At 55.7% G+C, this 26,633-nt stretch carries 28 protein-coding genes and 1 pseudogene; 20 read left to right on the forward strand and 9 right to left on the reverse strand.

Annotated elements, in window-relative coordinates; all coding sequences use genetic code 11:
* Nucleotides 1-85: 85 nt before the first annotated feature.
* The 5 genes from DXU84_RS15565 to DXU84_RS15585 form a co-directional block, all read right to left on the reverse strand.
* Nucleotides 86-508 carry an organic hydroperoxide resistance protein gene (locus tag DXU84_RS15565; RefSeq protein ID WP_013573432.1) on the reverse strand — a complete coding sequence of 141 codons (423 nt, stop codon included), beginning with the start codon at nt 506-508 and terminating at the stop codon, nt 86-88.
* A 134-nt stretch (nt 509-642) separates the two neighbouring features.
* Nucleotides 643-1,101 (reverse strand): MarR family winged helix-turn-helix transcriptional regulator, encoded by a 459-nt coding sequence (locus tag DXU84_RS15570; RefSeq protein WP_013573431.1) that lies wholly within the window; start codon nt 1,099-1,101, stop codon nt 643-645.
* A gap of 70 nt (nt 1,102-1,171) precedes the next feature.
* Nucleotides 1,172-2,617: a carboxylesterase gene (locus tag DXU84_RS15575; RefSeq protein ID WP_153376181.1), complete on the reverse strand. Its 1,446-nt coding sequence runs from the start codon at nt 2,615-2,617 to the stop codon at nt 1,172-1,174.
* The gene (locus DXU84_RS15580; protein ID WP_013573429.1) at nt 2,617-2,910 is read right to left on the reverse strand and encodes a type II toxin-antitoxin system mRNA interferase toxin, RelE/StbE family; all 294 of its coding nucleotides are present in this window, start codon (nt 2,908-2,910) and stop codon (nt 2,617-2,619) included. Before DXU84_RS15580 ends, DXU84_RS15575 begins: the two co-directional genes overlap by 1 nt.
* Before the next feature lie 3 nt (nt 2,911-2,913).
* A complete protein-coding gene (locus tag DXU84_RS15585) occupies nt 2,914-3,375 on the reverse strand; it encodes a hypothetical protein (protein ID WP_119261071.1) in 462 nt (153 codons plus the stop codon).
* Nucleotides 3,376-3,645: 270 nt separating this feature from the next.
* On the opposite strand from DXU84_RS15585, the gene atzF reads away from it, so the two are divergent.
* The 10 genes from atzF (at nt 3,646) to DXU84_RS15635 (ending at nt 16,546) form a co-directional block, all read left to right on the forward strand.
* On the forward strand, nt 3,646-5,496 hold the full coding sequence (atzF, locus tag DXU84_RS15590) for an allophanate hydrolase (RefSeq protein WP_112151981.1): 1,851 nt from the start codon (nt 3,646-3,648) through the stop codon (nt 5,494-5,496).
* A 9-nt stretch (nt 5,497-5,505) separates the two neighbouring features.
* On the forward strand, nt 5,506-9,135 hold the full coding sequence (gene uca, locus DXU84_RS15595; RefSeq protein ID WP_153376183.1) for an urea carboxylase: 3,630 nt from the start codon (nt 5,506-5,508) through the stop codon (nt 9,133-9,135).
* Nucleotides 9,136-9,163: 28 nt separating this feature from the next.
* Nucleotides 9,164-9,886, forward strand: a complete 723-nt coding sequence (locus tag DXU84_RS15600) for a GntR family transcriptional regulator (RefSeq protein ID WP_013573425.1) — start codon at nt 9,164-9,166, stop codon at nt 9,884-9,886.
* 69 nt (nt 9,887-9,955) lie between these two features.
* Nucleotides 9,956-11,224, forward strand: a complete 1,269-nt coding sequence (urtA, locus tag DXU84_RS15605) for an urea ABC transporter substrate-binding protein (protein ID WP_153376185.1) — start codon at nt 9,956-9,958, stop codon at nt 11,222-11,224.
* 140 nt (nt 11,225-11,364) lie between these two features.
* The gene (gene urtB, locus DXU84_RS15610) at nt 11,365-12,933 is read left to right on the forward strand and encodes an urea ABC transporter permease subunit UrtB (RefSeq protein ID WP_119261067.1); all 1,569 of its coding nucleotides are present in this window, start codon (nt 11,365-11,367) and stop codon (nt 12,931-12,933) included.
* Nucleotides 12,933-14,006, forward strand: a complete 1,074-nt coding sequence (gene urtC / locus DXU84_RS15615; protein ID WP_013573422.1) for an urea ABC transporter permease subunit UrtC — start codon at nt 12,933-12,935, stop codon at nt 14,004-14,006. Before urtB ends, urtC begins: the two co-directional genes overlap by 1 nt.
* The gene (urtD, locus tag DXU84_RS15620; RefSeq protein WP_013573421.1) at nt 14,006-14,803 is read left to right on the forward strand and encodes an urea ABC transporter ATP-binding protein UrtD; all 798 of its coding nucleotides are present in this window, start codon (nt 14,006-14,008) and stop codon (nt 14,801-14,803) included. Before urtC ends, urtD begins: the two co-directional genes overlap by 1 nt.
* 11 nt (nt 14,804-14,814) lie before the next feature.
* Nucleotides 14,815-15,513: an urea ABC transporter ATP-binding subunit UrtE gene (gene urtE / locus DXU84_RS15625; protein ID WP_013573420.1), complete on the forward strand. Its 699-nt coding sequence runs from the start codon at nt 14,815-14,817 to the stop codon at nt 15,511-15,513.
* A 233-nt stretch (nt 15,514-15,746) separates the two neighbouring features.
* Nucleotides 15,747-16,163, forward strand: a complete 417-nt coding sequence (locus DXU84_RS15630; protein WP_013573419.1) for a DUF2442 domain-containing protein — start codon at nt 15,747-15,749, stop codon at nt 16,161-16,163.
* A 29-nt stretch (nt 16,164-16,192) separates the two neighbouring features.
* Nucleotides 16,193-16,546: a hypothetical protein gene (locus DXU84_RS15635; RefSeq protein ID WP_225444971.1), complete on the forward strand. Its 354-nt coding sequence runs from the start codon at nt 16,193-16,195 to the stop codon at nt 16,544-16,546.
* Between the two features lie 63 nt (nt 16,547-16,609).
* Here DXU84_RS15635 and DXU84_RS15640 read toward each other — a convergent pair whose 3' ends face one another.
* A complete protein-coding gene (locus DXU84_RS15640; RefSeq protein ID WP_013573417.1) occupies nt 16,610-16,858 on the reverse strand; it encodes a GlsB/YeaQ/YmgE family stress response membrane protein in 249 nt (82 codons plus the stop codon).
* A 403-nt stretch (nt 16,859-17,261) separates the two neighbouring features.
* Between DXU84_RS15640 and DXU84_RS15645 the strand changes: the two genes are divergently transcribed.
* From DXU84_RS15645 to DXU84_RS15655, 3 genes are all read left to right on the forward strand, one after another.
* Nucleotides 17,262-17,519, forward strand: a complete 258-nt coding sequence (locus tag DXU84_RS15645; RefSeq protein ID WP_013573416.1) for a YdgH/BhsA/McbA-like domain containing protein — start codon at nt 17,262-17,264, stop codon at nt 17,517-17,519.
* A gap of 158 nt (nt 17,520-17,677) precedes the next feature.
* Complete coding sequence (locus DXU84_RS15650) at nt 17,678-18,313, forward strand: LysE family translocator (RefSeq protein WP_013573415.1); 636 nt, start codon at nt 17,678-17,680, stop codon at nt 18,311-18,313.
* A 19-nt stretch (nt 18,314-18,332) separates the two neighbouring features.
* The gene (locus DXU84_RS15655; protein ID WP_014411441.1) at nt 18,333-18,779 is read left to right on the forward strand and encodes a GNAT family N-acetyltransferase; all 447 of its coding nucleotides are present in this window, start codon (nt 18,333-18,335) and stop codon (nt 18,777-18,779) included.
* Here the strand turns inward: DXU84_RS15655 and yfcF are convergent.
* Nucleotides 18,771-19,400 (reverse strand): glutathione transferase, encoded by a 630-nt coding sequence (gene yfcF / locus DXU84_RS15660; protein WP_013573413.1) that lies wholly within the window; start codon nt 19,398-19,400, stop codon nt 18,771-18,773. The genes DXU84_RS15655 and yfcF overlap by 9 nt on opposite strands.
* 172 nt (nt 19,401-19,572) lie before the next feature.
* Here yfcF and DXU84_RS15665 point away from each other — a divergent pair, with 172 nt between their 5' ends.
* Both DXU84_RS15665 and DXU84_RS15670 read left to right on the forward strand, forming a co-directional pair.
* Nucleotides 19,573-20,112 (forward strand): hypothetical protein, encoded by a 540-nt coding sequence (locus DXU84_RS15665; protein WP_013573412.1) that lies wholly within the window; start codon nt 19,573-19,575, stop codon nt 20,110-20,112.
* 14 nt (nt 20,113-20,126) lie between these two features.
* On the forward strand, nt 20,127-20,609 hold the full coding sequence (locus tag DXU84_RS15670; protein WP_013573411.1) for an N-acetyltransferase: 483 nt from the start codon (nt 20,127-20,129) through the stop codon (nt 20,607-20,609).
* Here DXU84_RS15670 and DXU84_RS15675 read toward each other — a convergent pair.
* Both DXU84_RS15675 and DXU84_RS15680 read right to left on the reverse strand, forming a co-directional pair.
* The gene (locus DXU84_RS15675; RefSeq protein WP_112151985.1) at nt 20,593-21,045 is read right to left on the reverse strand and encodes a GNAT family N-acetyltransferase; all 453 of its coding nucleotides are present in this window, start codon (nt 21,043-21,045) and stop codon (nt 20,593-20,595) included. The genes DXU84_RS15670 and DXU84_RS15675 overlap by 17 nt on opposite strands.
* A gap of 28 nt (nt 21,046-21,073) precedes the next feature.
* A complete protein-coding gene (locus DXU84_RS15680; RefSeq protein ID WP_013573409.1) occupies nt 21,074-21,640 on the reverse strand; it encodes a helix-turn-helix domain-containing protein in 567 nt (188 codons plus the stop codon).
* A gap of 138 nt (nt 21,641-21,778) precedes the next feature.
* On the opposite strand from DXU84_RS15680, the gene DXU84_RS15685 reads away from it, so the two are divergent.
* From DXU84_RS15685 to DXU84_RS15705, 5 genes and pseudogenes are all read left to right on the forward strand, one after another.
* Nucleotides 21,779-22,981, forward strand: coding sequence for a benzoate/H(+) symporter BenE family transporter (locus tag DXU84_RS15685; protein WP_013573408.1), 1,203 nt, complete (start codon nt 21,779-21,781; stop codon nt 22,979-22,981).
* Between the two features lie 122 nt (nt 22,982-23,103).
* Nucleotides 23,104-24,135, forward strand: a complete 1,032-nt coding sequence (gene idnD / locus DXU84_RS15690) for an L-idonate 5-dehydrogenase (RefSeq protein WP_112151986.1) — start codon at nt 23,104-23,106, stop codon at nt 24,133-24,135.
* An 87-nt stretch (nt 24,136-24,222) separates the two neighbouring features.
* Nucleotides 24,223-24,819 (forward strand): DJ-1/PfpI family protein, encoded by a 597-nt coding sequence (locus tag DXU84_RS15695; protein ID WP_112197276.1) that lies wholly within the window; start codon nt 24,223-24,225, stop codon nt 24,817-24,819.
* A 131-nt stretch (nt 24,820-24,950) separates the two neighbouring features.
* A pseudogene (locus tag DXU84_RS15700) lies at nt 24,951-25,493 on the forward strand (isochorismatase family protein); the annotation flags it as partial.
* Between the two features lie 47 nt (nt 25,494-25,540).
* Nucleotides 25,541-26,455 (forward strand): GlxA family transcriptional regulator, encoded by a 915-nt coding sequence (locus DXU84_RS15705; RefSeq protein ID WP_013573404.1) that lies wholly within the window; start codon nt 25,541-25,543, stop codon nt 26,453-26,455.
* The last annotated feature ends 178 nt before the right edge of the window (nt 26,456-26,633 follow it).

The following is a 26,633-nucleotide window of genomic DNA, read 5'->3' on the forward strand; positions in this document are numbered from 1 at the left end:
GCAAAAAGGAGGCCGAAGCCTCCTGAGATTTTTTGCTTTTATACATCACAACATTCCCCTGGTGAAGGCGTTGTGTATCAGAACATTATTTAACGTTCAGCGTGACGTCGATATTGCCACGGGTCGCGTTGGAGTACGGGCAAACCTGATGCGCTTTTGCCACCAGCGCTTCGGCTTCGCTGCGTTCAAAGCCCGGCAGGGTAATATCCAGCTGTACTTCGATGCCATAGCCGCCCGGGATAGCACCAATGCCTACCGCACCTTCGATTTTAGCGTCAGCAGGGATCTTAATTTTTTCCTGCGCGGCCACGGCTTTCAGTGCGCCGAGGAAACACGCGGAATAACCGGCGGCAAACAGTTGCTCAGGGTTGGTACCGCCACCCATACCGCCCATCTCTTTTGGTACGCCCAGTTTGACGTCAAGAACGCCGTCATCGGAAGTCGCACGGCCATCACGGCCACCGGTAGCGGATGCATGAGCACGATACACAACTTTTTCAATAGACATATTTCGTTCCTTATCTGTGATAAATACTTATTAGTTTCAAACGATTTAATCGCACACTACTTAATTAACTTTACCTGACGACCCGCAGAAGCACCTTCGGACTCGTCTGGTTAACACTCTTAAGACAATCAGCGCTACGCTTTATCCTGAAGTTTAGCCCGTAATACTTCGAGCTGCTGTTTCAGCGCCACGAGTTCGCCGATATCACATTCCGTCGCACACACAATGGCTTCGGGAATGTCCTGTGCTTTTTCACGTAGTGCCTTACCCGCATCAGTCAGGGAAATAATCACCTGGCGTTCATCTGCTTTGGCGCGCTGACGCACCAGTAAACCTGCCGCTTCAAGACGCTTTAACAGCGGCGTTAAGGTCGCCGAATCCAGAAACAGTTTTTCGCCGATTTCAGACACCGTGACTTCATCACGTTGCCACAGCACCAGCATCACCAGATATTGCGGATAAGTGAGCCCGAGTTCCCCGAGTAACTTACGGTAAACTTTATGCAGTGCCAGATTCGCAGAGTAAAGCGCGAAACACATCTGTTGATCCAGATGCAGCATGCGGTGTTGTGTTGGGTCGCTGTCTGTTTTCATGTTCATGCCGCCAATATATATAGTGCGCGATATTATCGCAAGCTATTTCCGTGAATTTAATCAGCAGAAATCAGAAACCTTCAATTCGCTGCAACATATACGGATAAAACGGATTGGATGAAACCCGCATCAGTTGATCCATGCTCACCACCAGCGCGCCATTTTCTCCACGGGCAGCCAGTGTTCCCAGCCGGATGCCAAACTGCGCCGGACCTTGCGGATTGCGCCCGTACAGCGAATCGTCCGTCGGAAAAGGCAGCGAAACATGCGACAGCGAATAGAATTCCGACGGATAATTCAGGCCGAGTGGCGTAACTGACGTGCTGTTTTGCCCCGCCGCAGTGGTTTTCGCGACAGCGGCGGCATCGTCCGGCGAGGCATTGGTGATAACCGTCGTCTGATAAGCGCGCGGGGGCGCAGGCAACAGGCGCTCTGCTGCTGTTTCAGAGGAAGGACGCAGCAACGGGCCGACATAGGCACTGCGGTTGATATCAAACAAAACCAGCTGGCTGCCATTGGCGGGAAGCTGATTAAACAACGCCGTCACCACGGCGCGGGAACTGACGGTGGAGTCAACAACCGACTGAAACGCCAGCAACGGTGGCAACTGCGCCAGCTTGCCGGATTGCGCATCCTTGCTGATCTGCTGCTGCAAAACATGGGTGAGCAGATAGGACTGACGGGCGGCTTTCACCGGAAAAGAATTGTATTTAAACGGATTAAATTCCGGCATCAGGTTCAGCCAGGCGGTTTTGGCAAAGGCCGGGAAAATTGCCGGCCAGCCCGCATATCCGGCAAAGCGCGCAAAACTGGTCACGCCAATCATCGGGGAAATCAGCACCACACGCGAAGGTTTCGCCAGCGCAGGGTCATCAAGGGAATCCAGCGTGTATTTCATCGCCAGCGCCCCGCCGTTGGAGAAACCCACCAGTTGCAGCGGTACATCTGTCCCGGCTGCGCGACGCGCTTCACGTACCGCCAGCCGCGTTGCCGCCAGCCACTGTTCCCAGTCCACCCGCGTCAGGCCGCCGGGCACGGTGCCGTGACCGGGCAGGCGGATACCGACAACCACAAATCCGCGGCGACGATAATCCTGCGCAATATGCCGCAGGCTGTAAGGGGAATCGGTCAGACCGTGTAACAGCACCACTGCACCGGCTGGCTTACCGTCGGGCATCAGCTCATAAGAGCGGTTCCAGTCCTGTGCAAAATGCTCGGGATAAATCGGGCTGCGATCGTAATAGCGGTTAAGCGGAATACGATCTTCTCTGTCGAGTTTGTCCGTCACCTGCTGCTTCACTTCAACAAACGCCTGCTGCTCCGCGCGCAGATACGCCGGCCAGTCGCTTTTATCCAGTTGCTCCGTACTCAGTTCGTCCGGCACCAGTTTGTGCCACGGTTTAAGCGGCGGCCCTTGTAAGGCGTCATAAGTACGCACAGCCAAAAGCGTGATAATCACCAGAACCAGCGCCAGTAACAGCTTTTTCAGGCGTTCAGAGAGATGACGAAGTTGCATTAAATAGGGGTTTCCTCTGGCCAATGCTGAGCGCTATGCACCAGCCTGATGATTTGAATTTCGGTGTCAGTCACGCGATATACCATCCTGAAATGCTTACGGATAATACATTCTCTGGTTCCGGTAACGCGTCCTGCTGCATACATGTCGGGACTTAGTAAAATGCGCTCTGCTGCGGCATCAAAATCATCATCCAGCTCAATAGCAGCATGAGGATTCTCACCCGCGACATAACTGAATATATGCTCGCGATCATCCTGCGCGTGTGGTTTCCATACCAGCATTTTGGTCATTCGTTACTTTTCCTGTTCCTTAAGTAACGCGGCTTTCCGGGCTGCAAACTCAGCCTTCACTTGTTCGTGAGGAATGACGGGGCGCGGATCATCCAGTGATTCCTGAACCCGTTTCCTGAACCACAGATCATAGGTGGCTTCATCCATCGCGGCAGCTTCATGCGCCCTTTTTAGCGCTGCCGACCGGTCGGGGCGAGTTCCTTTACCGCTCCCTACAGGATCATAGTCGGTAATATCCACTTCGAACTGGTTTATGCCCATGTCTTTTAAATAAGCCGCCAGCGTGTCGAAGCGCTTGAAAACCCGCACTTTACCGCTACGTTGTGCGATAAGGGTCCGCTGATGTTCGCCGTATCTGATCATTATTATCCACCCTCCCTGTTGTGCGACCACGCTGAGCTGGCTGACCGCGCCAGCTTCTGCCAGACAAATTAATGTTGAATGGTCGATAGTTTCTTTAGACATATCCCTGCCAGCCTTTCTGCAAATAATAATAAATCATCGGTTCATACAACTATATACCGATACCTCTACTGAGCCAGATTTATCTTTTTGATGCGAGCCATCGCGCAAATTTTCGCCCCATTTTTGTTCAGTTGCATTCCGTCCGTGGTGCAACAAATATACAGACCGGTCATACAACGAAACATAAACCCAGCAAAATCAATAGATAATGATTTGGCACAGGCTTTGCTTAGATGAATTCAATCTTGTATACCAGATGGGATTCACAATATGGCTTCAGCTTCAGAAACAGTCGCATCACCTTTTCGCGGTTTTACCCTGCGGGAATGGCAGCAGCATTACCGCAGTGCGCCCGACAGCCTGCGCACTACGCTTTCCCTGGTGTTGGGGAGCCTGAGTGACACAGACAATGCCTGGATTTATCTCGCCACGGCAGAACAGCTTGAAGCACAAATCACCCGTCTTGAAACCCTGCGCGATCAGGCTGAAGGCTCCCTGAGCGCCCTGCCGCTGTTTGGCGTGCCGTTCGCCGTCAAAGACAATATGGATATCGCTGGCTGGCCGACCACGGCGGCCTGCCCTGCGTTTGCTTATACCGCAGAAGCGGATGCCACCGTCATCGCCAATCTGAAAGCCAAAGGCGCGGTGGTGATCGGTAAAACTAATCTCGATCAGTTCGCCACCGGACTGGTCGGCACCCGCTCGCCGTACGGCGCGGTGCGCAATACGTTCAATCCTGATTACGTCAGTGGCGGCTCAAGCTCGGGTTCGGCTTCCGTTCTGGCCCGCGGTCTGGTGGCGTTTTCGCTGGGCACCGACACCGCCGGTTCCGGTCGCGTTCCGGCGGGCTTTAACAATGTTGTCGGGCTGAAACCGACCAAAGGCTGGCTGTCGAATACCGGTGTGGTTCCGGCCTGTCGCCTCAACGATGCCGTCTCGATTTTCGCCCTGACCGTCGCCGATGCCCAAACCGTGGCCCATGCCGCAGGCGGATATGACGCCGCCGATGCCTATTCGCGTAAAAACCCGCATACCGCGCCGGTGGCTTTTTCCGCACAACCGCGCATCGCCATGCCTGACCGTCTGGAATTTTTTGGGGACGATCTGGCACAGGCCGCTTTCAGTGAGGCGCTGGATCGCCTGCGCCACCATGGTGTCACGCTGGAAACGATTGATTTCACGCCGTTCCGCGAACTGGCTGAGCAGTTGTATTACGGCGCGTGGGTGGCGGAACGCACCGTGGCGGTCGGCGAAATTTTTGAAGAAAGCCCGGAAGCTATGGATCCGGTCGTACGCGGGATTGTCGCCAATGGCCTGAACTACACCGCCTGCGATGCCTGGCGCGCTGAATACTTACGGGCGGAGCTGGCACGCAAAATTAATCTGGCACTGGAAGGGTTTGACGCACTGGTGGTGCCGACGTCGCCGACCATCCGCACCCAGGAAGAGCTGGTTCGGGAACCTGTGCTCTATAACTCGCAGTTCGGTATTTATACCAACTTCACTAATCTGGCGGATTTGTCGGCGCTGGCGCTGCCTTGCAGCCTGCGCGCCGACGGCCTGCCCGCCGGGATCACGCTGATTGCCCCGGCCTGGCATGACGACGCACTGGCCAGTTTTGGCCGTCAGTGGCAGCGCAGCCTGAGCCTGCCGCTTGGCGCGACCGGGCTTACGATGAAACCTGAAGAATTCATGACTGCCGCGCCGGCCAGTGCCGCCAGCGTGCGCGTTGCCGTGGTCGGCGCTCATCTGACCGGCATGCCGCTGAATTTCCAGCTCACCAGCCGCCACGCGGTACGCGTCGAACAAACCACCACTGCCGCCACCTACAAACTCTTCGCCCTCGCCAACACTAAACCGCCGAAGCCGGGGCTGGTGCGGGCTGAGAGCGGCAGCGCAATTATCGTCGAATTGTGGGATATCCCGCTGGCGCGCTTTGGGGAATTCGTCGCTGAAATCCCGGCACCGCTGGGGATCGGTTCTCTCGAACTGGCCGATGGCCGCATCGTGAAAGGCTTTATCTGCGAGCCATGGGCGACTGGCGGAGCCACGGATATCACCGCGTTTGGCGGCTGGAGAAGTTACATCCAGAGTCTGAATTCATCACCGGTAAAAAGCTGAGGAACGCACATGTTTACCACCGTTTTAATTGCTAACCGTGGCGAAATCGCCTGCCGTGCGATCCGCACGCTGAAGCGTCTGGGCGTCACCAGCGTCGCGGTATATTCCGACGCTGACCGCAATGCCCCGCACGTCACACAGGCGGATATCGCCATCGCGCTGGGCGGCGAAAAGGCCAGCGAAAGCTACCTGATGATCGACAAAATTCTGGCCGCCGCAAAAGAAACCGGCGCGCAGGCAATTTATCCGGGGTACGGCTTTTTATCCGAAAGCGCAGAGTTCGCCGATGCCTGCGAAGTAGCGGGCATTGCGTTTATCGGCCCGACCGCCGGACAAATCCGCGAGTTTGGCCTCAAGCACCGTGCCCGCGAATTAGCCGGTGCCGCGAATGTGCCGATGACGCCGGGCACCGGTTTGCTCGACAGCATTGATGACGCGGTGAAAGCTGCCGCCGAAATTGGTTATCCCATCATGCTGAAAAGCACCGCAGGCGGCGGGGGCATTGGTCTGACGCGCTGTGATAACGAAGAGGCATTGCGTGCCGCATGGGACAGCGTGAAACGTCTCGGCGAGCAGTTTTTCCGTGATGCCGGTGTGTTTCTGGAACGCTTTGTCGATCGCGCCCGCCACGTTGAAGTGCAGATTTTCGGCGACGGCAAAGGCCGCGTGGTGGCCCTCGGCGAGCGTGACTGTTCGTTGCAACGCCGCAATCAGAAAGTGGTGGAAGAAACCCCTGCGCCGGATCTGCCGCAGGCCAGCCGCGAAGCATTGCATCGCGCCGCCGTGCAGCTCGGCAAATCGGTGAACTACCGCAGCGCCGGTACGGTTGAATTTATCTATGACGCCGCGCGCGACGAATTTTATTTTCTCGAAGTAAACACCCGTTTGCAGGTTGAGCATCCGGTCACCGAAATGGTCACCGGTCTGGACTTGATCGAATGCATGCTGAACGTCGCCGCCGGTGAATCGACGGACTGGCCAGCAATGGAAAAAGCCCCGCAGGGCGCGTCGATGGAAGTGCGTATTTACGCAGAAGATCCGCTGAAGAATTTCCAGCCAAGCCCCGGCGTGCTGACCGAAGTGTTTTTCCCCGAAGACGTCCGCGTCGATGGCTGGGTGTCTACCGGCAGTGAAGTGTCGGCGTTTTATGACCCGATGATCGCCAAGCTGATTGTGCATGGCACCGACCGGCAGGACGCGCTGGCGAAAATGTCCGTCGCACTGGCCGCCACCCGCCTGCACGGTATCGCTACCAACATTGATTATCTGCGTCAGGTCGTCGCCACGCCGGTGTTTCGCGACGCCAAAATGTGGACGCGCATGCTCGACAGTTTTGACTACTCGCCCAACGCCATCGAAGTGATCGCGCCCGGCACTTACAGCAGTGTGCAGGATTATCCGGGACGTCTCGGTTACTGGGATATCGGCGTACCGCCGTCCGGCCCGATGGACGATTTTGCCTTCCGTCTCGCCAACCGCATTGTCGGCAATCATCCGGATGCCGCCGGTCTGGAATTCACGTTGCAGGGACCCACACTGCGTTTCCATTGCGACGCCGTTATCGCACTGACCGGCGCACGCTGCCCGGCAACGCTTGATGACGAAGCTGTTTCTTACTGGCAGCCGGTGGATGTGAAAGCCGGTCAGACACTGACACTTGGCCGCGCCACACAGGGTTGCCGCACCTATCTCGCCGTGCGTAACGGTTTCGACGTGCCGGTGTATCTCGGCAGCCGGTCGACCTTTGCACTCGGGCAGTTTGGCGGGCACGCCGGTCGCACGTTACGCGTCGCCGATATGCTGACTGTTTCACAGCCGGAACTCGCGGCCTGCACCACGCCCGCGCCGGTCGGTTTACCGCAGGCAGCCGAAAATATCGTGCCGCCTTACGGCGACATCTGGAATATCGGCGTGCTTTACGGGCCGCACGGTGCGCCGGATTTCTTCACCAAAGACGCCATCGATACGTTCTTCGCCGCAGAATGGCAGGTGCACTACAACTCCAACCGTCTCGGCGTGCGGCTGGTCGGTCCGAAACCACAATGGGCGCGGCAGGACGGCGGCGAAGCCGGTCTGCATCCGTCGAATGTGCATGACTGCGAATACGCCATCGGCGCGATTAATTTCACCGGCGATTTCCCGGTGATTCTGACCCGCGACGGGCCAAGCCTTGGCGGTTTCGTCTGTCCGGTAACCATCGCCAAAGCCGAACTGTGGAAAGTCGGACAGGTGAAACCGGGCGATAAAATCCGTTTCCATCCGATCAGTTTTGAACAGGCGCAGGCGCTGGAACGGGCGCAACAAGGCACGCTCGATTCGCTGATGCCAGTCAACGCGATGGCGTTGCCGGTGCCATCCCTGCTGCCGGACACCACCGCATCCGCCACCATTCTTGCGGCATTACCGGCCACGGCAGAACGCCCTTCGGTGGAATACCGTCAGGCGGGCGACGGCTACGTGCTGATTGAGTACGGCGACAACGTGCTGGATCTGGCGGTACGCATGCGCATTTATCTGCTGATGAACGCCATCAAAGCCGCCGGTCAGCAGGGCATTGAGGAACTGTCGCCGGGCGTGCGTTCGCTGCAAATCCGCTACGACAGCCGCGTGCTGCATCAGACGGCGCTGCTTCAGCATTTACTGACGCTGGAAAACAGCCTGGCCGATGTCAGCCAGCTCAAAATCCCGACCCGTATCGTGCACATGCCGATGGCGTTTGAAGATTCCGCCACGCTCGGCGCGGTCGAACGCTATCAGCAAACCGTGCGCGCAGAAGCACCGTGGCTGCCCAATAACGTCGATTTCATCCAGCGCACCAACGGGCTGGCGAGCCGTGAAGATGTGAAAAACATCATTTTTGACGCCAGCTATCTGATCCTCGGGCTGGGGGATGTGTATCTCGGCGCACCGTGCGCGGTGCCGGTCGATCCGCGCCATCGCCTGCTGAGCTCCAAATACAACCCGGCGCGCACGTTTACCGCCGAAGGCACGGTCGGTATCGGCGGCATGTACATGTGCATTTATGGCATGGATTCGCCGGGCGGCTATCAGCTGGTCGGGCGCACGCTGCCGATCTGGAACAAGTTCCTGAAAAACGAGCAGTTCAAAAACGGCGAGCCGTGGCTGCTGCATTTCTTCGATCAGGTGCGGTTCTATGAAGTCACCGAAGCCGAGCTGGACATTCAGCGCGAAGCCTTCCGCGAAGGACGGGCGCAAATCCGCATCGAAGAGACGGAATTTGATTTTGCGCACTATACGCAATTTCTCGCCGACAACGCCGCCGACATTGCTGATTTCCGCACCCGGCAAACCGACGCTTTTACCCGCGAAGTGGCGCACTGGCATGAGGCTGAAAGCGCCGCGGTGGAAGCAGCAGCCAATGCCGTGCAGTTAGAGGAAGACGACGCGGATCAGGACGGCCATTTAGTCAGCGCTGACCTTAACGGCAACGTCTGGAAAATCCTGGTACAGCCGGGCCAGCAGGTCGAAGAAGGCCAGCCGCTGATCGTCGTCGAAGCCATGAAAATGGAACTGTCGGTGAACGCGCCGTGCGCCGGTACCGTCCTGAAAATCAGTTGCCAGCAAGGCCGTCCGGTCGGGCCAGGTGATGCGTTGTTGTGGCTGGACACAGCCGTTTAAAACTATCGGGAACAACAGGGAATATTTCATGCAACTCACGGGACCTAAATCTTCACGCAGTAAAAGCCGCCCGGAAGGGCTGGCGGAACGCATTTATCAGCAGCTGAAAGACGACATTTTCAGCTTCCGCCTGCTGCCCGGTGACCGGTTCAGCGAAAACGACATCGCTGACCGCATGGAAGTCAGCCGCACACCGGTACGTCAGGCGCTGTTCTGGCTGGAACATGAAGGCTATGTCGAAGTGTTTTTCCGCAGTGGCTGGCAGGTTCGCCCGTTCGATTTCGACTTTTTCGAACAGTTGTACGATCTGCGTATCGTGCTGGAACTGGAAGCAGTGAAACGTCTGTGTGCGTTGCCGCCAGCCGCTCAGCCCTTACAACTGGCTGAACTGAAAGCGTTCTGGATCGATCAGCCGCAACTGCAAGATGGTCAGGTGGTCTCGCGTTATGACGAGGAGTTTCACATGACGCTGGTGGCCGCGGCGGGTAATGCCGAAATGGCGCGAATCCACCGCGAGCTGACGGAGAAAATCCGCATCATCCGGCGGCTGGATTTCACCAAAGGTGAGCGGGTTAACGCCACCTATAAAGAACACGCGAGCATTTTGCTCGCCATCATCCAACAACAAACCGAGGAGGCACAGCGCCAGTTACACGATCATATTGCCGTCAGTAAGGCCGAGGTACGCAAAATTACTCTGCACATGTTGCACCGGGCCAGGGCGGAGAGTGACGAGGGCAACCCGTCATGACTTTTTTAAATGTTTTTTCGACTTTCTACATACCAGCGTTCTCTTAACTTTTCTTCAGAGGGTACATCTATGCAACGTCGACGTTTTATTAAAGCCTTTGCTCTTTCCGCTACCGTAGTCAGCATGGGCTTAGCCTGGAGCGCGCAGGCAGCCGAGACCATCAAAGTCGGTATTATGCATTCGCTTTCCGGCACCATGGCCATTTCAGAAACTCCGCTGAAAGACATCGCGCTGATGACCATTGACGACATCAACGCCAAAGGTGGCGTGCTCGGCAAAAAGCTCGAGCCGGTGGTGGTCGATCCGGCCTCCAACTGGCCGCTGTTCGCTGAGAAAGCCCGCCAGTTGCTGACGCAGGATAAAGTCGCAGTGGTGTTTGGTTGCTGGACGTCGGTGTCGCGTAAATCTGTGCTGCCGGTGTTTGAAGAACTGAACGGCCTGCTGTTCTATCCGGTGCAGTACGAAGGCGAAGAAATGTCGCCAAACGTGTTCTACACCGGTGCCGCGCCTAACCAACAGGCGATCCCGGCGGTGGAATACCTGATGAGTGAAGACGGCGGTGCGGCCAAACGCTTCTTCCTGCTCGGCACCGATTATGTCTATCCGCGTACCACCAACAAAATTCTGCGCGCCTTCCTGCATTCCAAAGGCGTGAAAGACAGCGACATCGAAGAAGTCTATACGCCGTTCGGTTACAGCGATTATCAGACCATCGTTTCCAACATTAAGAAATTCTCCGCTGGCGGCAAAACTGCGGTGATCTCCACCATCAACGGCGATTCCAACGTGCCGTTCTACAAAGAGCTGGCGAATCAGGGCGTGAAAGCGACGGATGTGCCGGTGGTGGCGTTCTCCGTGGGTGAACAAGAACTGCGCGGTATCGACACCAAACCGCTGGTCGGTGACCTTGCGGCGTGGAACTACTTCCAGTCGGTTGATAACCCGACCAACAAGAAATTCGTGGCTGAATGGAAGGCTTACGCGAAGGCGCACAAACTGCCAAACGCCGATAACGCGGTGACCAACGACCCGATGGAGGCGACCTATGTCGGCATCCATATGTGGGCGCAGGCGGTGGAAAAAGCCGGTACGACGGATGTGGATAAAGTCCGCGCCGCGATGGCCGGACAGACCTTCGCGGCGCCGTCCGGCTTCACGCTGACCATGGATAAAACCAATCATCACCTGCACAAACCGGTAATGATCGGCGAAATCGAATCCAACGGTCAGTTCAACGTGGTCTGGCAGACCGACAAACCAATCCGCGCCCAGCCGTGGAGCCCGTACATCGCGGGTAACGATAAAAAACCAGATACCCCGGTAAAAACGACTAACTGATTGTTTTAGCTCCTTCTTGCGAAGGGGAGGGCTGGGGTGGGGTATTAATGGCAACTGTGTTGTTTGCAAAACCCCCTCCCCGCCTCCCCCTTCGCAGGGGGAGGAGCAAACCAGCATCAACTTTATGCGGCGAGAACATTATGAGAATCCTCATCCGATCACTGCTTTTCCTGCTTTGTTGCCTTCCGTTGCTGGCAGAGGCGGGTGCGGCGAATGACTTTGCTGCCGCCAGCCGCAGCCAGCAGGCCACGTTATTACAGCAATGGGCGGCAGACCCGCAGCCGGAAAGGCTGCCACTGCTCGAGGCACTGAAGCAGGAAAACGTCGTCATCGACGAAGCAAAACATGCGTTTGCGCAAAATGGCGATCAACTGACGCCGCTGGAAGGCGACGTTAAACCGCAGGGTGACACCAAAAAAGTCTGGCTGAACAACCGCCTGCGTATTCTGATTGCCAATGCGCTTTCCGCACACCGTCTGGTGAGCACCGACAGCGCGGTCCGTTTACAGGCTGCCAAAGCCTTACAGCGCGAAGCGCAGGCCGATCAGTTGCCGCTGCTGACCCGTCGTCTTGAACGGGAAAAAGACAGCACCGTTCACGACGCCCTTTCCATCGCGCTGGCAAATTTACAACTGGCTGATGCCAGTCCGCAGGTGCGCCTGAAAGCCGTTGAACTGCTCGGCACGTCGGGCGATCCGGATACTCAAGGCCGCCTGCAAAGCCTGACGGATCCGAAAACCGAGCCTGATGCCACGGTGCGTAATGCCGCGCTCGCCAGCCTGAAAGCGGTGCAGCATCGCCTGATGATTGGCGATTTACTGGGTCAGGCGTTTACCGGCTTATCGCTCGGCTCGATTCTGCTGCTGGCCGCACTCGGACTGGCGATCACATACGGTTTGCTGGGTGTAATTAACATGGCACACGGCGAGATGTTAATGCTCGGCTCTTACTCGACTTACATGGTGCAGTCGCTGTTTCAGCACTATGCCCCTGGCCTGCTGGCGCTGTATCCGCTGGTGGCGCTGCCGGTAGCCTTTTTCATTACGGCGGGGATTGGCATGGCACTGGAGCGCACGGTCATCCGCCATTTATACGGTCGTCCGCTGGAAACCCTGCTGGCGACCTGGGGCATCAGCCTGATCCTTATTCAGGGCGTACGTATGCTGTTTGGTGCGCAGAACGTCGAAGTGGCGAATCCCGGCTGGCTCTCCGGCGGTATTCAGTTGCTGCCGAATCTGGTGCTGCCGTACAACCGCATCGCGGTGATCATCTTCGTGTTGCTGGTGCTCGGCCTGACCTGGCTGCTGCTCAATAAAACCCGGCTGGGCATGAACGTACGCGCCGTCACCCAGAACCGCGCCATGGCGGCCTGCTGTGGGGTACCCACCGGGCGCGTCGATATGCTGGCGTTCGGCCTCGGTTCCGGCATTGCCGGTTTAGGTGGCGTGGCATTATCGCAGCTCAGTAACGTCGGCCCGGAACTCGGTCAGGGCTACATCATCGACTCCTTCCTGGTGGTGGTACTTGGCGGTGTCGGACAACTGGCGGGCACCGTGGTGGCGGCCTTTGGTCTGGGCATCGTGAACAAAATTCTTGAGCCGGAAATCGGCGCAGTACTGGGGAAAATCCTGATCCTCGCGCTGATTATCCTGTTTATTCAGAAACGTCCTCAGGGACTCTTCGCCTTCAAAGGCAGGGTGATTGACTGATGAGCCAGCCTCTGACGATTACCGGCGTACAAAAAGCGCCTAAGATTGCGATTTCGGTGGGCACGCTGGTGCTCATCTTCCTGATTGTGATGCCGTTTCTGGCGCTGTTGCCCGCCAGTAATCCGCTGGCGATCTCCACGTACACGCTGACGCTGATCGGCAAGATCCTCTGTTATGCGATCGTGGCGATCGCGCTCGATCTGGTGTGGGGTTATGCCGGTTTGCTGTCGCTCGGCCACGGGCTGTTTTTCGCCCTCGGCGGTTATGCGATGGGCATGTATTTAATGCGGCAGGCCGCAGGCAGCGGATTGCCGGATTTTATGTCGTTTCTGTCGTGGACCGAGTTGCCGTGGTTCTGGGCAGGTACGCAGCATTTCGCCTGGGCGCTGTGCCTGATTGTGCTGGTGCCCGGCGCGCTGGCGTTTGTGTTCGGCTATTTCGCCTTCCGCTCTAAAATCAAAGGCGTGTACTTTTCGATCATGACGCAGGCGCTGACGTACGCCGGTATGTTGCTGTTTTTCCGCAATGAAACCGGTTTTGGTGGCAATAACGGTTTCACCGGTTTTACTACCCTGCTCGGCTTTCCGGTCACCGCCACCGGCACCCGCGTGGGATTATTTTTAGCCACGGTTCTGGTGCTGGTCGCCAGTCTGGCGCTGGGCTTTGCGCTGGCGAGAAGTAAATATGGCCGCGTGCTGACGGCAGTGCGTGACGCTGAGAACCGGCTGATTTTCTGCGGTTACGATCCGAAAGGTTTCAAGCTGTTCGTCTGGACGATTTCCGCCATGCTGTGCGGTCTGGCGGGTGCGCTCTACGTGCCGCAGGTCGGGATTATCAACCCGGGTGAAATGTCGCCGACCAACTCTATCGAAGCCGCCATCTGGGTAGCACTCGGCGGACGCGGCACGCTGATCGGCCCGGTTATTGGCGCAGGCATCGTCAACGGCGCGAAAAGCTGGTTCACCGTCGCCATTCCCGAATACTGGCAATTTGTGCTCGGCGGCATGTTTATTCTGGTGACACTGTTCCTGCCGCAAGGCGTGATTGGCCTGCTGCGCAAGAGGAAATCCTGATGACCATGACCGAAGACCTGTTTACCCAGCCGCAGCGGGCGGACCGGCACCGCGAACAAACTGACCCGATTTTGCAACTGGAAAACATCAACGTCAGCTTTGACGGATTTAAGGCGCTGACCAATTTGTCGCTGAACATCGGTGTCGGCGAACTACGCTGCGTGATCGGCCCGAACGGCGCGGGGAAAACCACGCTGATGGACGTGATCACCGGCAAAACCCGACCGCAAAGTGGCCGTGTTTTTTACGACCAGCGTACCGATCTGACGAAACTGGATCCGGTGCAGATTGCGCAGTCAGGCATCGGGCGGAAATTCCAGAAACCGACGGTATTTGAAGCGCTGACGGTATTCGAAAATCTGGAAATCGCGCAGAAAACCAATAAATCGGTATGGGCGTGTCTGCGCGCAAAAATGAACAGCGAGCAGCGTGACCGTATCGATGAAATGCTTGGCACGCTGCGCCTCGCCGCTGAGCGCCACCGACCGGCGGGCCTGCTTTCGCACGGTCAGAAACAGTTTCTGGAAATCGGTATGTTGCTGGTGCAGGAACCGCATCTGTTACTGCTCGATGAACCGGCGGCAGGCATGACCGATGCCGAAACCGAATACACCGCAGAACTGTTCAAACAACTGGCTGGCAGGCATTCGCTGATGGTGGTCGAGCACGATATGGGGTTTGTGGAAACCATCGCTGACCACGTCACCGTACTGCATCAGGGTCAGGTACTGGCTGAAGGCTCGCTGCGTGAAGTGCAGGCCAACGAGCAGGTTATCGACGTGTATTTAGGGCGCTGAGGAGTCGCATTATGTTGCAGGTAAATGAACTGAATCAGTTTTACGGCGGCAGCCACATTCTGCGCGGCCTGTCTTTTGAGGCAAAAATCGGCGAAGTGACGTGCCTGCTCGGGCGTAATGGCGTCGGAAAAACCACGCTGCTCAAATGCCTGATGGGGCTGATACCGGCGAAATCCGGCACCATCACCTGGCAGGATCAGGTGATCAATTCCCGCAAACCGCACCAGCGTGTACAGGCGGGCATTGCCTATGTCCCGCAGGGACGCGAAATTTTTCCGCGTCTGACCGTGGAAGAAAATCTGCTGATGGGGCTGTCGCGTTTTTCCGGCAGCAATGCTAAACAGGTGCCGGATGAAATCTACCATCTGTTCCCGATCTTGCTGGAAATGAAGCATCGCCGCGGCGGGGATTTGTCCGGCGGCCAACAGCAACAACTGGCGATTGGCCGTGCGCTGGCCTGCAAACCGAATCTCCTGATCCTCGACGAACCGACCGAAGGCATTCAGCCGTCGGTGATTAAGGAAATCGGTGCGGTGATCAAACAGCTCGCCGCCCGCGGTGACATGGCAATCCTGCTGGTCGAACAATTCTACGATTTCGCCGCCGAACTGGCCGACAGCTATCTGGTGATGTCGCGCGGCAGCATTGTGAAACGCGGGCGCGGGACAGAAATGGAGGCGGAAGGCGTGCGCGGGCTGGTGGCGATTTAGTCCCTGATAAAGTAACGCTCGCTAATTCATCCCTTCAGGTCTACCATAAACCTAACTGCTAGGTTTATGGATAAACTCATGCCCACAATTCTCCGCTTTTCAGGATAGTTGATTATGGTTTACAGCCATGATCACCTGCCGCGCCATGTTCATTTACGACGCGGAGATCAAAGCTTTGTTTCGTTACTTAGAAGCAAATATCGTCACGCTCAATGCTGAATGGGAGAAGATCCATGGCACCAATGACACGATTTGATGCGGCGTTAAAGCGCGGGGAGCAAACGGCTAATGACCCTTCCCGCCCTGTTTCGGTCGAATACCGTCCTGAACAACATGCCTTTATGATCATGCACGGCAACGGCGTCGGGTATCTTATTAACATTGATTTGATTGAAGAACTTCAGCACGCGACGCAGGAACAACTGAACACCGCAGCAGTCGATGGTTTCAGCAAAGCACTGCGTATTCCGGCCTGTAATGTGGATATTTACCTGCCGGGATTACTTGCAAAAATTCTTTTTGATGCCAGCGACTTACAGAAAATTGTTGCCTCAATTAACGGTGCCATGCGCAGCGCGGTTAAAGCCAGTGCCAGCCGGGAAAATGGTAAAAAAGGCGGACGTCCGCGTAAAAATACAGAGTTACGTTAATGCCCAAAATCAAAAGTCAGGAAGCTCTGATGCGTCAGCGCAAGCGCTGGATCATGCTGGCGGTGCTGTTGGCGGTGATCGCCGCAGGCCATCAGTGGTGGAAACAAGGGAAACTCGTCTCCGAGCAATGGAGCCCGAACAAACAGTATGTGGTGCGCGAGTATAAAACTTTCGAATTTATTCCGCGCATGACCATGCCGGGCGACGGCGGGCATTATTCCGGCTATATGCGTGTCTACAACCGCGACGGCAAACAATTTTACGAAGAGTATTCCGGCCTGCTCGACTTTATCGAAGGACCGTTCTGGGCGAAGGAAGGCGTTTACTGGATGGGTAATGATAATCAGGACATCGTACGGTTGCCGACGTCGCCGGTGGAGTGATTAACAGACACAAAAAAGCCGCGACTTGCGCGGCTTTTCACATCTCAACCTAAGGTCGACACCTTAGCTTCTGACTTTACGGTAGATAAACAGTACGACGATCGCACCAATCACGGCGACCACGAAGCTGCCGAAGTTGAATCCGTCTACGCGACCAAAACCGAAGAAAGTACTGATATAACCACCCACAACGGCACCTACAACACCCAGGACTACGGTCAGAATGAATCCGCCGCCATCTTTGCCCGGCATGATCCATTTCGCCAGAATACCTGCAATCAGACCAAAGATAATCCAGGATAAAATTCCCATTTTCGACTCCTCCGAATAAATTTCCGTTACCGTGAATATTGTTCAGCCAAATTAGCCAAACAAGAGCAGAACGTTTCAGGCTCTGCGAGCAGAACGTGTGTTTTGCACGAACGCCCTCTTCTTGAACTGCAGATAAAGTCTAGCACCCTTTCTACAAAACCGCCCAAAATCAGCAGGAAGGGAAGAAATGCAGAGAAACCTAAGGCAGTTTCAGGCTGTGTCAGCACGAATGCGGTTTCGTCAGCTACCCGCATTCGCACGTAAAATTGCGTAAAAAGTAGACCGAATATTTTGAACAAGATACTCAAATCAATCCGTTTTTCATCTCCGGGTATCACGCCTATTATACATTCATCGAAAGGCAACCACCTTTCACTCTCATAACCTGAATGGATAAATCATCATGAAAAACGTCAAAATTTTTGCTGTAGCTGCAACCCTTTCCCTGATTTCTTTCGGCAGCTTCGCGGCTCAGCAGATTACTCAGCCATCAAGTGACATGCAGAAAATTGGGGTGATTTCCGCCGCCAACTCCACCTCTATCAGTGGCCTGGAAGCGAAACTTTCACAACAAGCGAAAGATGCCGGTGCCTCTTCTTACCGCATCATCTCCGTGACCGGGAACAACAAACTGCACGCTGACGCTGAAATCTACAAATAATCGTCTGCGAGAAAACCCTCTGAAAAGCCTGTGGAAGCCCGACTTCCACAGGCTTTTTTATTTGCCAGTATTTTTATGCCGAATTTCATTTAAATTCGCGATTGCATCTCTGCCGTCCGCTTCACTATTCTGGTTTTTTCGCTCATCAGGAAAAGCCAATGACCGTTACCGAATCCCTGCTTTCTTACGCGCTTGCCGCTGGCATTTTAACCCTCACCCCCGGTCTCGATACCGCACTGGTGCTGCGCACTGCCGCCAGTCAGGGCAGTAAAAAGGCGCTGTCCACCGCTTTTGGCATCAGCACCGGTTGTCTGGTCTGGGGCGCGATGGTAGCACTTGGCCTCGGCGCCGTGCTCGCTGCCTCTGAAATCGCCTTCAATGTCTTGAAATGGATCGGTGCCGCGTATCTGGCCTGGCTCGGCCTGCAGATGTTGTTCAAACCCCGCAACGAAATGAACATGGATGCGCCGCAAAGCCGCCGCACCGCCTTACGCATCGGGAACTCGCCGTTCGTTAAAGGCCTTTTTGGCAACGTGCTTAACCCGAAAGTCGGTGTGTTTTATGTCTCTTTCCTGCCGCAGTTCGTCGCCACAGGCTATCCGGTCGGGCCGTACATTTTCGGCCTCGCGGCCATGCATGCGGTGATCGGGACGTTATGGTCGGTCACCATGATTTCGGCCACCCGCCCGCTGTCGCGCTGGTTGCGCCGTCCGGCAGTGGTCAGAACGCTGGACCGGCTCACCGGCACCGTGTTTATCGCTTTTGCAGTTCGCCTCGCTACGACAAAACGTTAACGGAAAAAGGAAAAATGTCATGAAGACTCGTCTCACCCATGCCCCGACCGAAAGCGATCTCGAGGAGATCAAAACGGCACTGCGGGATTTCAACAGAAACTTTATCCCGAAACCGACCTTCCGCGAGTTAGGCATTTTCGTGGAAGATGAGAATGGCAAGAAACTGGCCGGTATCGTGGCTGAAACCGTCGGCTACTGGATGTACATAAAGATGCTGTGGGTCGATGAAACGCTGCGCGGCAAAGATGTCGGCACGCAGCTCATCAGGGAAGCGGAAGAGGAAGCCAAAGCACGGGGTTGCCGTTACTCGCTGGTTGATACGTTCAGTTTCCAGGCGCGGCCTTTCTACGAACGTATGGGCTATAGCATGCAAATGGCGCTGGAGGATTACATCCCTGATTCCCGCGCGCCGGACGATGCGCCCTCGACGCATACGCGGTTCTTTCTGACGAAAACGTTAAGCTGAAAGCGCCAGCCATTCCTTCACCGATGGCCGCTGCCATTGCGCCTCTGCGTAAGCGGCCAGTTTCTCCGGCAGCGGATCGCCGTTCAGATGCAGACGATTAAGCATCAGCGCCAGATCCACATCCGCAATACACCATTCGCCAAATAAATATTCTTTGTCGCCCAGCAAAAACGCGGCGGCGGCATACAGTTTTTCAGCCGCCTGCTGTCCGCTTGCACTGAGCGCCGGACGTTTCGCACCGGCAAAAACCACTTCCGTTGAACGCTCTTCGCGAATAGGCATCAGATCGCTGCGCAGCCATGCCTGTACTTCACGGGCCTTGGCGCGGTTTTCAGGGTCAGCCGGGTAAATGGCCGGGAACGTGGGCGCAGGGAACAACTCTTCGACATATTCATCAATCGCAGAAGACTCGGATAACACAAACGTGCCATTGGTTAATGTCGGTACGCGGCGGGTGACGGAAATCGCCGAATAATTTTCCTTCAGGTTTTCCGCGTTAGCCAGATCTACCTTTTCCAGTTCAAAGGGAATGCCTTTTTCGGTCAGCGCGACAAAAGCAGACATCACGTATGGGCTGAAAAAATTGGCATCGGAATACAAAATCAGCGAAGGCTGGCTCATGGCAAACTCCTGAAAGAAATAAAACAAAGGAAGAAAAACATAGCGCAGAAAACAGTTTGTGTCGCCCGGTCAGGTAAAAGAGTACCCCGCAAAGATAAACGTTCGCATCCTGCGCACGTCTCCCTATACTGCTGTTATGTCGGCTGATTCAGCACCTGTTCAGGAAACTCCTATGAAGTCATGGCTCTTACCTCTTTTGCTGCTTGCACCGCTCTGCTCGCAGGCGGCATCTACGCCGAAAGAAATCAAAGCGCGGTTCAGCCAGTTTAAGGTCGGCGATAAAACCATTTGCCTGGATGATGTGACTTACGCCAACAACAGCAAAATGAAAGTTATCGAGAACGGCTTCGTGGTTTCGAAACGCAAGAATGTGCTGGTTTATCAGAGCAACACCTTATTTCTGCTCGGTAATGACATCACGGTGAACATCAAGGCCGTGATTGAAAGCAAGGCGGGGAAAACAGGATTCCGTAATCAGTTTAAACAGGCGATGATCCGGGTCGACGGGATGGATGATCCGACGCGCGCCAGTGAAAAAGCCAAAATCATTCAGTCTTTTGAAGACGTGATTTCAGATAAAAATAATGAAACGCCCTACAGTTCAGTGGCGCTGACCGATAAAGGCTACATCATCACGCAGATGGAAAGTCATTCCACCACCATCAGCGAATGCTACGTCACGCCTTATAAGAAGCCGGAAAACAACAAATAAATCAGAGGGAAAGGATGACTATTTTAGCGCCGATGAGTGCTGCGTTTTACCAGGGTTTCGCAGAACAGCTGGCAAAAGATTATGCAGAAGAGAACGTAACAGCCGGTCTTTGGCAGGCGGATACCGCGCTGGAACGGGCTCGCAGTTCTACGCAAAGTGCACTGCCGCAAGGTATTGATACACCGGATCAGTATCTTTTTGAGATTAAAACCAAAGAGAACGGCGAAACAGCGGGCTATTTATGGTTTTCCAATGTGGAACGTTATGGCGTGCGCAGCGCGTTCGTGTACGAACTGACGGTGTATCCGCAATTTCGCCGTCAGGGTCATGCAGCGGCAGCGTTCAGATTGATGGAAGAACGCCTGCAGGAACAGGGTTGTGTGGCAATTGAACTGAATGTCTTTGCCAGCAATCCCGGTGCGCAGGCGCTGTACGCCAGCCTCGGTTACGTCACAACGAAAATGAATATGCGTAAACCACTTAACGGGAATATTTAATAAATTCGGTCAGCGTACCAATACGATCATACAGTTTGCGGGCAGTATGATTTGAGGTCTGGGTAGTCCAGTAGACGTTGGCTTTATTGTTTTCGTCGGCGTAAGCATAAACCGCTTCAATCAGTTTTTGCCCGATCCCCAGTTTGCGGGCGCGGTCGTCAACGTACAAATCCTGCAAATACACCACCTGCTGCATGTGCCAGCCATGATCGTGATTGATACAGTTCACCAGCCCGACCAGTTTTCCCTCGTACTCCGCCACATAGCCAAACATGCTGGCGTAATCAGGCTGTGATAAACGCTGGAAAGTGTAATCAAATTGCGCCGGATCGAGCTCCGACTGGTAAAAATCCAGATAATCACGCCATAACGCTTCCCAACCTTCGCGGTCTGCGGGGGTTAACAGACGGATCATCACATCGTGCGGCTGGCTCATCGGGCATTCTCCTCAGGAAATGAAAACGTTACGGGCGTGACTGCGGATAATGTATCAGGTCGTGGAAACGCACGGAATGACCGCTTTCATTGCGGTAAGCGTGCGGACAATCGGCAACAAAACGCAAAGCTTCACCGGCGCTGAGCACGCGCGTCACGCCGTCAACCGTCAGCGTCAGTTCACCTTCGATAACAATCACATGCTCAATCACTCCGGCTTCGTGTGGTGTGGATTCGCTGCATCCGCCCGGCTCGAGATCGATAACAAACATGTCCATACGCAGCGTGGTATCGAACGGAAACAGCGGCACCACGCGCATGCCCGAAGTGTCACTGTTGAACGTAGTCAGTAAGCCGTGGCGATGCAACGCCGCTGACTGCGCGGGCGGCGTTTCGAGAAATTCCGAGAACGAAACATTCAGGCCGCTGGCGATTTTCCACAGCGTCGCGACGGTCGGGCTGGATTCGCCGCGCTCGATTTGCCCGAGCATCGCCTTGCTGACGCCGGTATGTTCTGCCGTCTGGCTGAGACTCCAGCCGCGTTCGCTGCGCACGGCTTTCAGCTGGCTGCCAATATGGTGGGTGAGTTCCTGCATCCTGACTCCTCTGGCAATCGTTTTTACCGATCGCGATTGTGCGTTATAACGCACAGTGATATCTTGAGCGCAGCAGATGTGCGCTATAACGCACAACAGCATACCGCCAGCGTCCGCTAACCAGAAGGAATTTCGCCCATGGCCTCGCGTCTCAGTTTGCAGAATTTAACGTTTTCGGCGGTAATCGCCGGATTTGTCGCGGTTTTAGTCGGGTATACCAGCTCCGCGGCGATTATCTTTCAGGCGGCGGAAGCGGCGGGCGCCAGCGTAGCGCAGATTGGCGGCTGGCTGAGTATGCTCGGGCTGGGCATGGGCGTTACCAGCATCGGGCTATCGTTGTATTACCGCACGCCGGTGGTGACGGCCTGGTCAACGCCCGGTGCGGCGCTGCTGGTGACCAGCCTGCCCGGCACTTCGCTTAACGAAGCCATTGGCGTATTTGTGTTTGCCACCGGGCTGATCCTGCTGTGTGGCGTGACCGGTTTATTCGCCAGACTGATGCATTACATTCCTCAGGCGCTGTCAGCGGCGATGCTCGGCGGTATTCTGTTGCGTTTCGGGCTGAACGCCTTTACCTCACTGCAAAGCAATTTTGCCCTCGCAGGGACCATGTGTCTGGTGTATCTGCTGGCAAAACGCGCCCTGCCGCGCTATGCGGTGGTAATGGCGCTGGTTGCCGGGCTGATCGTCGCCGCATTACAGGGTGATATTGCCCTGCACGGTCAGACGCTGACCTTCGCCGCACCGGCGTTTGTGATGCCGCATTTCACACTTTCCACCATTATCGGCATTGGCATTCCGTTTTTTGTGGTGACCATGGCCTCACAGAATGCGCCGGGCATCGCCACACTGAAAGCGCACGGCTACCATCTGCCTGTTTCGCCACTGATTTCCTGGACAGCGCTGACTGCGTTAGTTTTAGCGCCGTTCGGCGGTTTTACCATCTGTATCGCCGCCATTACCGCCGCGATTTGTATGGGTGAGGATATTCATCCTGATCCCAAAAAACGCTATATGGCGGCCGTCTCGGCAGGCGTTTTCTATCTGATTGCGGGCGTGTTTGGCGGTTCCATCGGCATGGTCTTTACTGCGTTACCGGAGGCGCTGATCCACACCATCGCCGGGCTGGCGCTGCTCGGCACCATTGCTGGCAGCCTGTACCGCGCGCTGGAAAATGAGCGTCAGCGCGACGCGGCAATCATTACGTTTCTGATCACTGCTTCCGGCGTCACGCTGCTGGGAGTCGGTTCGGCATTCTGGGGGCTGGCCGGTGGTGTGATAACCCATCTGATCCTCAGCATTCCGGCGCGCAATCGTGATAAATCTGCCGGGAAAAGTTGAGTCCGTTCAAGTTATGGGTAACAGGTTTTCGTAACACGACGCAAAGTGACGACGATCACATTTTATGACCGGCAAACCCTCTTTACTGGGCGCAATCAGGCCCTTTAAAGAGCGAGAATTCCATGACTATTGCCACACAATCCTGCGTCGTAACCGGGAAAAAAGACGTTTCGGTGATCAACCAGACCCTCGACTACACCGGAGCAGGTACGCTGGTGAAAATCACCCGCGGCGGCATCTGCGGCTCGGATCTGCATTATTACGAACACGGCGCGGTGGGTGATTTCAAAGTGCGCGAGGCGATGGTACTCGGCCACGAAGTGGTGGGTGTGGTGGAGAAATCGGATACCCCGCGTTTGCAGCCTGGTCAGAAAGTGGCGCTGAACCCGAGTAAGCCGTGCAAAGCCTGCAAATACTGTCTTTCCGGCGACGAAAATCAGTGCACCACCATGAAATTCTTCGGCAGCGCGATGTATTTCCCGCACATCAATGGCGCGTTTACGCAGTATAAGATCGTCGACAGCGACCAGTGCATTCCTTACGACAATCAGGTCAGTGACCGTCTGATGGTGTTCGCCGAGCCGCTGGCCGTCGCCATTCATGCCGTCAATCAGGCAGGCGATATTCATGGCAAAACGGTGTTTGTTTCCGGCGTCGGTCCGATCGGTTGCCTGATCGTGCTGGCGGCGAAAGCCAAAGGCGCCGCGCAAATCGTGGTGACGGACCCGAGCGAACGTTGCCGCACGCTGGCACTGGCGGTGGGTGCAGGTAAAGCGCTGGACGCCGCACAGGGTGATTTCAGTGAATATCAGGCGGAGAAAGGCTTTTTCGATGTCTCCTTTGATGCCTCCGGCCATCCGTCTTCCATCCGCCGTTGTCTGGAAGTGACCCGCGCGCGCGGCACGCTGGTTCAGGTCGGCATGGGACCGGTGGTGAATGAATTCCCGCTGATGATGCTCATTGCCAAAGAAATTAACTGGGTCGGCAGCTTCCGCTTCACCGAAGAATTCAACACGGCGGTCGAATGGCTGGCGAATAAAACTGTCGATCCGATGCCGCTGCTGTCGGCGGAATTCCCGCAGGAAAGCCTGGTGGAAGCGCTGGAGTACGCTCTGGATAAATCCAAAGCCTCGAAAGTGCAACTGGTTTTCTAGTTCACTCTGCAACGCCACTCACAATATCAAAACACCGTTTCATTTTATTATGTCCTCTGATTTTTATCCTCAGAGGACATTTGCATTATGGTAAAGGACAACGCGAAAAAGCAGGTCGCTCTGCTGCTGGCCGACGGATTTGAAGAAGGTGAAGCGGTAATTGTGCTCGATATTCTCGAGCGGCTGGAGATTCAGGTCACCACATTAGCCTGCCAGAAAAGCCTGACGCTGCGCACCTATCACGGCATTCAGATGCAGGCCAACGAACTGCTGTCCGCGCAGGGTGATCGTTTATTCGATGCCGTGGTAATGCCCGGCGGGCCGGAAGGTTCAGTGGCGCTGGCGGCCAGTAAAGAGGTGGTGGAATTTGTCCGCCGTCATGACAACGCCGGGAAACTGATTTGCCCGCTGTGCTCCGCTGCCGCGCGCGTACTGGGCGGAAACGGGCTGCTGAAAGGTCGTCGCTATGTCTGTTCCGGCGATTTATACAAAGACGTGAAAGACGGCGTTTACCTCAATCAGTCGTTTGTAGAAGACGGCAACTTACTCAGCGGCAAAGGATTAGGGCTGGCGTTTGATTTTGCGTTTCAGCTTGCGTACCGCCTGACCGGCGATGCTGAAACGACCAATTTCCAGGCCGACCATATCGACTATCACCACTGGCGCGCCGATCAGAAGCTTTGATCAAAAAATTCTGAACCGACGGCGGATGGCGCAGGTCGTCCGCCCTGGTCAGCATCATGTCCGTTTTTGGCATTCTTCTCATTTCAATTCAGGCGCACACTGGCTTCACACTCACCAGATGGAGTCCGGAAATGACCCAAAGCGCCCTGTTAAATATCGACGTTCAACGTTCCTTCGAACATAAAGACTTCTGGCAGCAGGATGATTTACCGGCTTTCAGCGCAGCCTTAACCCGCCTGATTGATGGTTGTCAGGCCCGCAACGTGCCGGTTATCGACGTGTTTCACGTCAATCCTGATGGCGACTTTTCGCTGGCTTCCGGTCTGGTCACGCCGATGACGTTCCTCACACACCAGCCGCAACATGTCGTCCATAAACACGTCCACAATGCCCTGACGGAATCCGGCCTCGACGGCTGGCTGCGCGATAAAGGCATCACGCATCTGATTATCGCCGGTATGCGTACCGAGCAGTGCTGCGAAACCACGGCCCGCGTGGCGTCCGATCTCGGCTATTCAGTGACTTTTGTCACCGAAGCGACACTGACGTTCCCGATGATCCACGCCAGCGGACTCACGCTGAGCGCGCAGGAGATCAAATTGCGTACCGAACTGGTGCTCGACGACCGCTTTGCCACCCTCACCGACGTGACCGGTGCGCTGGCGGAACTTGACCGCGTTGTGTGAAGATAGCGTTTTCCCCTGCGGACGGATGAAGCACTATGCAGCGAAATGTCTACTTTGTGACGCTCCCCGGCGTGATGTCGTTAGATCTCACCGGCCCGGCGGAAGCGCTGCGCCTGAGCGGGCAATTCCGGCTGCACTACATCGGGCCGCAGCCGGAAGTCATGATGTCTACCGGCCTGATGGTCAGCCATTTACAGCCACTGCCGCAAAGCCTGCCAGAGGGCAGCATTCTGATCATGCCGGGCGTGGCGGAATCCGCTGAAAACTTCAGCTCAATGGTGGCGCAGACGACCTGCGACTGGCTGCATCAGCAGAAAAGCGCCATTGAAGCGGGGAATTTAACGCTGGTGTGTATCTGCTCCGGCAGCCTGCTGGCCGGAAAAGCCGGGCTGCTCGACGGCTATCAGTGCACGACACATCACGACGTGATCGGGCAGTTGCGCCAGCAGGTCCCCGCCGCACAGGTAAAAGATAACCGGATATTTGTTGAAGACCGTTCCGTGCTGACCAGCGCGGGCATCAGCGCCGGTATCGATCTGGCACTGCACCTGATCGCCACGCATCTGGGGCCACAGGCGGCGCTGGATGTCGCCCGCGAAATGGTGGTCTATTTTCGTCGTGGCGGTGATGATCCGCAACTCTCTCCGTGGCTGCGTTACCGTAATCATCTGCACCCCGCCGTTCACCGCGCACAAAATCTGATGGCCGCCGAACCGGAATCCGCCTGGCAGGTGGAAGAGGTCGCTGCCAGAGCGCACATCAGCGCACGCCACCTCACCCGTTTGTTCCGCCAGCATCTGGGTATCAGCGTGCGTGACTACCACGAGCAACTGCGTATCGCCGTGGCACAACAGCGCCTTCAGCAGGGATCAGGCATCGAAAAAGCCGCCCTCGCCGCCGGATTTTCATCCGCAAGACAATTGCGCCGTGCGCAGGAGCGGTGGCGTTAAACGCAAGGCTGATTGCAAGTTGAGCATTAATTGAGTAAAATTTTATCCGCTGACGATTTGTGGGACTGAATGGCTACGCTAAACAGTACGTCGGTGTCTGCCTGTAAAGGCCGCTGGCCGTGCCGCGATAAGATGAAAATCCAAAGACCTCCGCCTGAAGCTGTAAAAACAAAAAAGC

The organism is Rahnella sp. RcJ3, assembly GCF_009498575.1.
GTDB classification, from domain to species: Bacteria; Pseudomonadota; Gammaproteobacteria; order Enterobacterales; family Enterobacteriaceae; genus Rahnella; species Rahnella aceris.

Bases quoted from the DNA above. Each gene is read 5' to 3' on its own strand.
- idnD (WP_112151986.1), top strand. From the start codon at position 23,104: ATGACTATTGCCACACAATCCTGCGTCGTAACCGGGAAAAAAGACGTT.
- DXU84_RS15580 (WP_013573429.1), bottom strand. From the start codon at position 2,910: ATGACCAAAATGCTGGTATGGAAACCACACGCGCAGGATGATCGCGAG.
- yfcF (WP_013573413.1), bottom strand. From the start codon at position 19,400: ATGAGCCAGCCTTCGCTGATTTTGTATTCCGATGCCAATTTTTTCAGC.
- DXU84_RS15675 (WP_112151985.1), bottom strand. From the start codon at position 21,045: ATGAGCCAGCCGCACGATGTGATGATCCGTCTGTTAACCCCCGCAGAC.
- DXU84_RS15635 (WP_225444971.1), top strand. From the start codon at position 16,193: ATGCGTCAGCGCAAGCGCTGGATCATGCTGGCGGTGCTGTTGGCGGTG.
- urtB (WP_119261067.1), top strand. From the start codon at position 11,365: ATGAGAATCCTCATCCGATCACTGCTTTTCCTGCTTTGTTGCCTTCCG.
- DXU84_RS15680 (WP_013573409.1), bottom strand. From the start codon at position 21,640: ATGCAGGAACTCACCCACCATATTGGCAGCCAGCTGAAAGCCGTGCGC.
- DXU84_RS15630 (WP_013573419.1), top strand. From the start codon at position 15,747: ATGGCACCAATGACACGATTTGATGCGGCGTTAAAGCGCGGGGAGCAA.
- DXU84_RS15650 (WP_013573415.1), top strand. From the start codon at position 17,678: ATGACCGTTACCGAATCCCTGCTTTCTTACGCGCTTGCCGCTGGCATT.
- DXU84_RS15645 (WP_013573416.1), top strand. From the start codon at position 17,262: ATGAAAAACGTCAAAATTTTTGCTGTAGCTGCAACCCTTTCCCTGATT.
- DXU84_RS15695 (WP_112197276.1), top strand. From the start codon at position 24,223: ATGGTAAAGGACAACGCGAAAAAGCAGGTCGCTCTGCTGCTGGCCGAC.
- DXU84_RS15575 (WP_153376181.1), bottom strand. From the start codon at position 2,617: ATGCAACTTCGTCATCTCTCTGAACGCCTGAAAAAGCTGTTACTGGCG.
- DXU84_RS15665 (WP_013573412.1), top strand. From the start codon at position 19,573: ATGAAGTCATGGCTCTTACCTCTTTTGCTGCTTGCACCGCTCTGCTCG.
- DXU84_RS15670 (WP_013573411.1), top strand. From the start codon at position 20,127: ATGACTATTTTAGCGCCGATGAGTGCTGCGTTTTACCAGGGTTTCGCA.
- urtA (WP_153376185.1), top strand. From the start codon at position 9,956: ATGCAACGTCGACGTTTTATTAAAGCCTTTGCTCTTTCCGCTACCGTA.
- urtC (WP_013573422.1), top strand. From the start codon at position 12,933: ATGAGCCAGCCTCTGACGATTACCGGCGTACAAAAAGCGCCTAAGATT.
- DXU84_RS15600 (WP_013573425.1), top strand. From the start codon at position 9,164: ATGCAACTCACGGGACCTAAATCTTCACGCAGTAAAAGCCGCCCGGAA.
- DXU84_RS15565 (WP_013573432.1), bottom strand. From the start codon at position 508: ATGTCTATTGAAAAAGTTGTGTATCGTGCTCATGCATCCGCTACCGGT.
- urtE (WP_013573420.1), top strand. From the start codon at position 14,815: ATGTTGCAGGTAAATGAACTGAATCAGTTTTACGGCGGCAGCCACATT.
- DXU84_RS15685 (WP_013573408.1), top strand. From the start codon at position 21,779: ATGGCCTCGCGTCTCAGTTTGCAGAATTTAACGTTTTCGGCGGTAATC.
- DXU84_RS15570 (WP_013573431.1), bottom strand. From the start codon at position 1,101: ATGAAAACAGACAGCGACCCAACACAACACCGCATGCTGCATCTGGAT.
- urtD (WP_013573421.1), top strand. From the start codon at position 14,006: ATGACCATGACCGAAGACCTGTTTACCCAGCCGCAGCGGGCGGACCGG.
- DXU84_RS15640 (WP_013573417.1), bottom strand. From the start codon at position 16,858: ATGGGAATTTTATCCTGGATTATCTTTGGTCTGATTGCAGGTATTCTG.
- DXU84_RS15655 (WP_014411441.1), top strand. From the start codon at position 18,333: ATGAAGACTCGTCTCACCCATGCCCCGACCGAAAGCGATCTCGAGGAG.
- uca (WP_153376183.1), top strand. From the start codon at position 5,506: ATGTTTACCACCGTTTTAATTGCTAACCGTGGCGAAATCGCCTGCCGT.
- DXU84_RS15705 (WP_013573404.1), top strand. From the start codon at position 25,541: ATGCAGCGAAATGTCTACTTTGTGACGCTCCCCGGCGTGATGTCGTTA.
- DXU84_RS15585 (WP_119261071.1), bottom strand. From the start codon at position 3,375: ATGTCTAAAGAAACTATCGACCATTCAACATTAATTTGTCTGGCAGAA.
- atzF (WP_112151981.1), top strand. From the start codon at position 3,646: ATGGCTTCAGCTTCAGAAACAGTCGCATCACCTTTTCGCGGTTTTACC.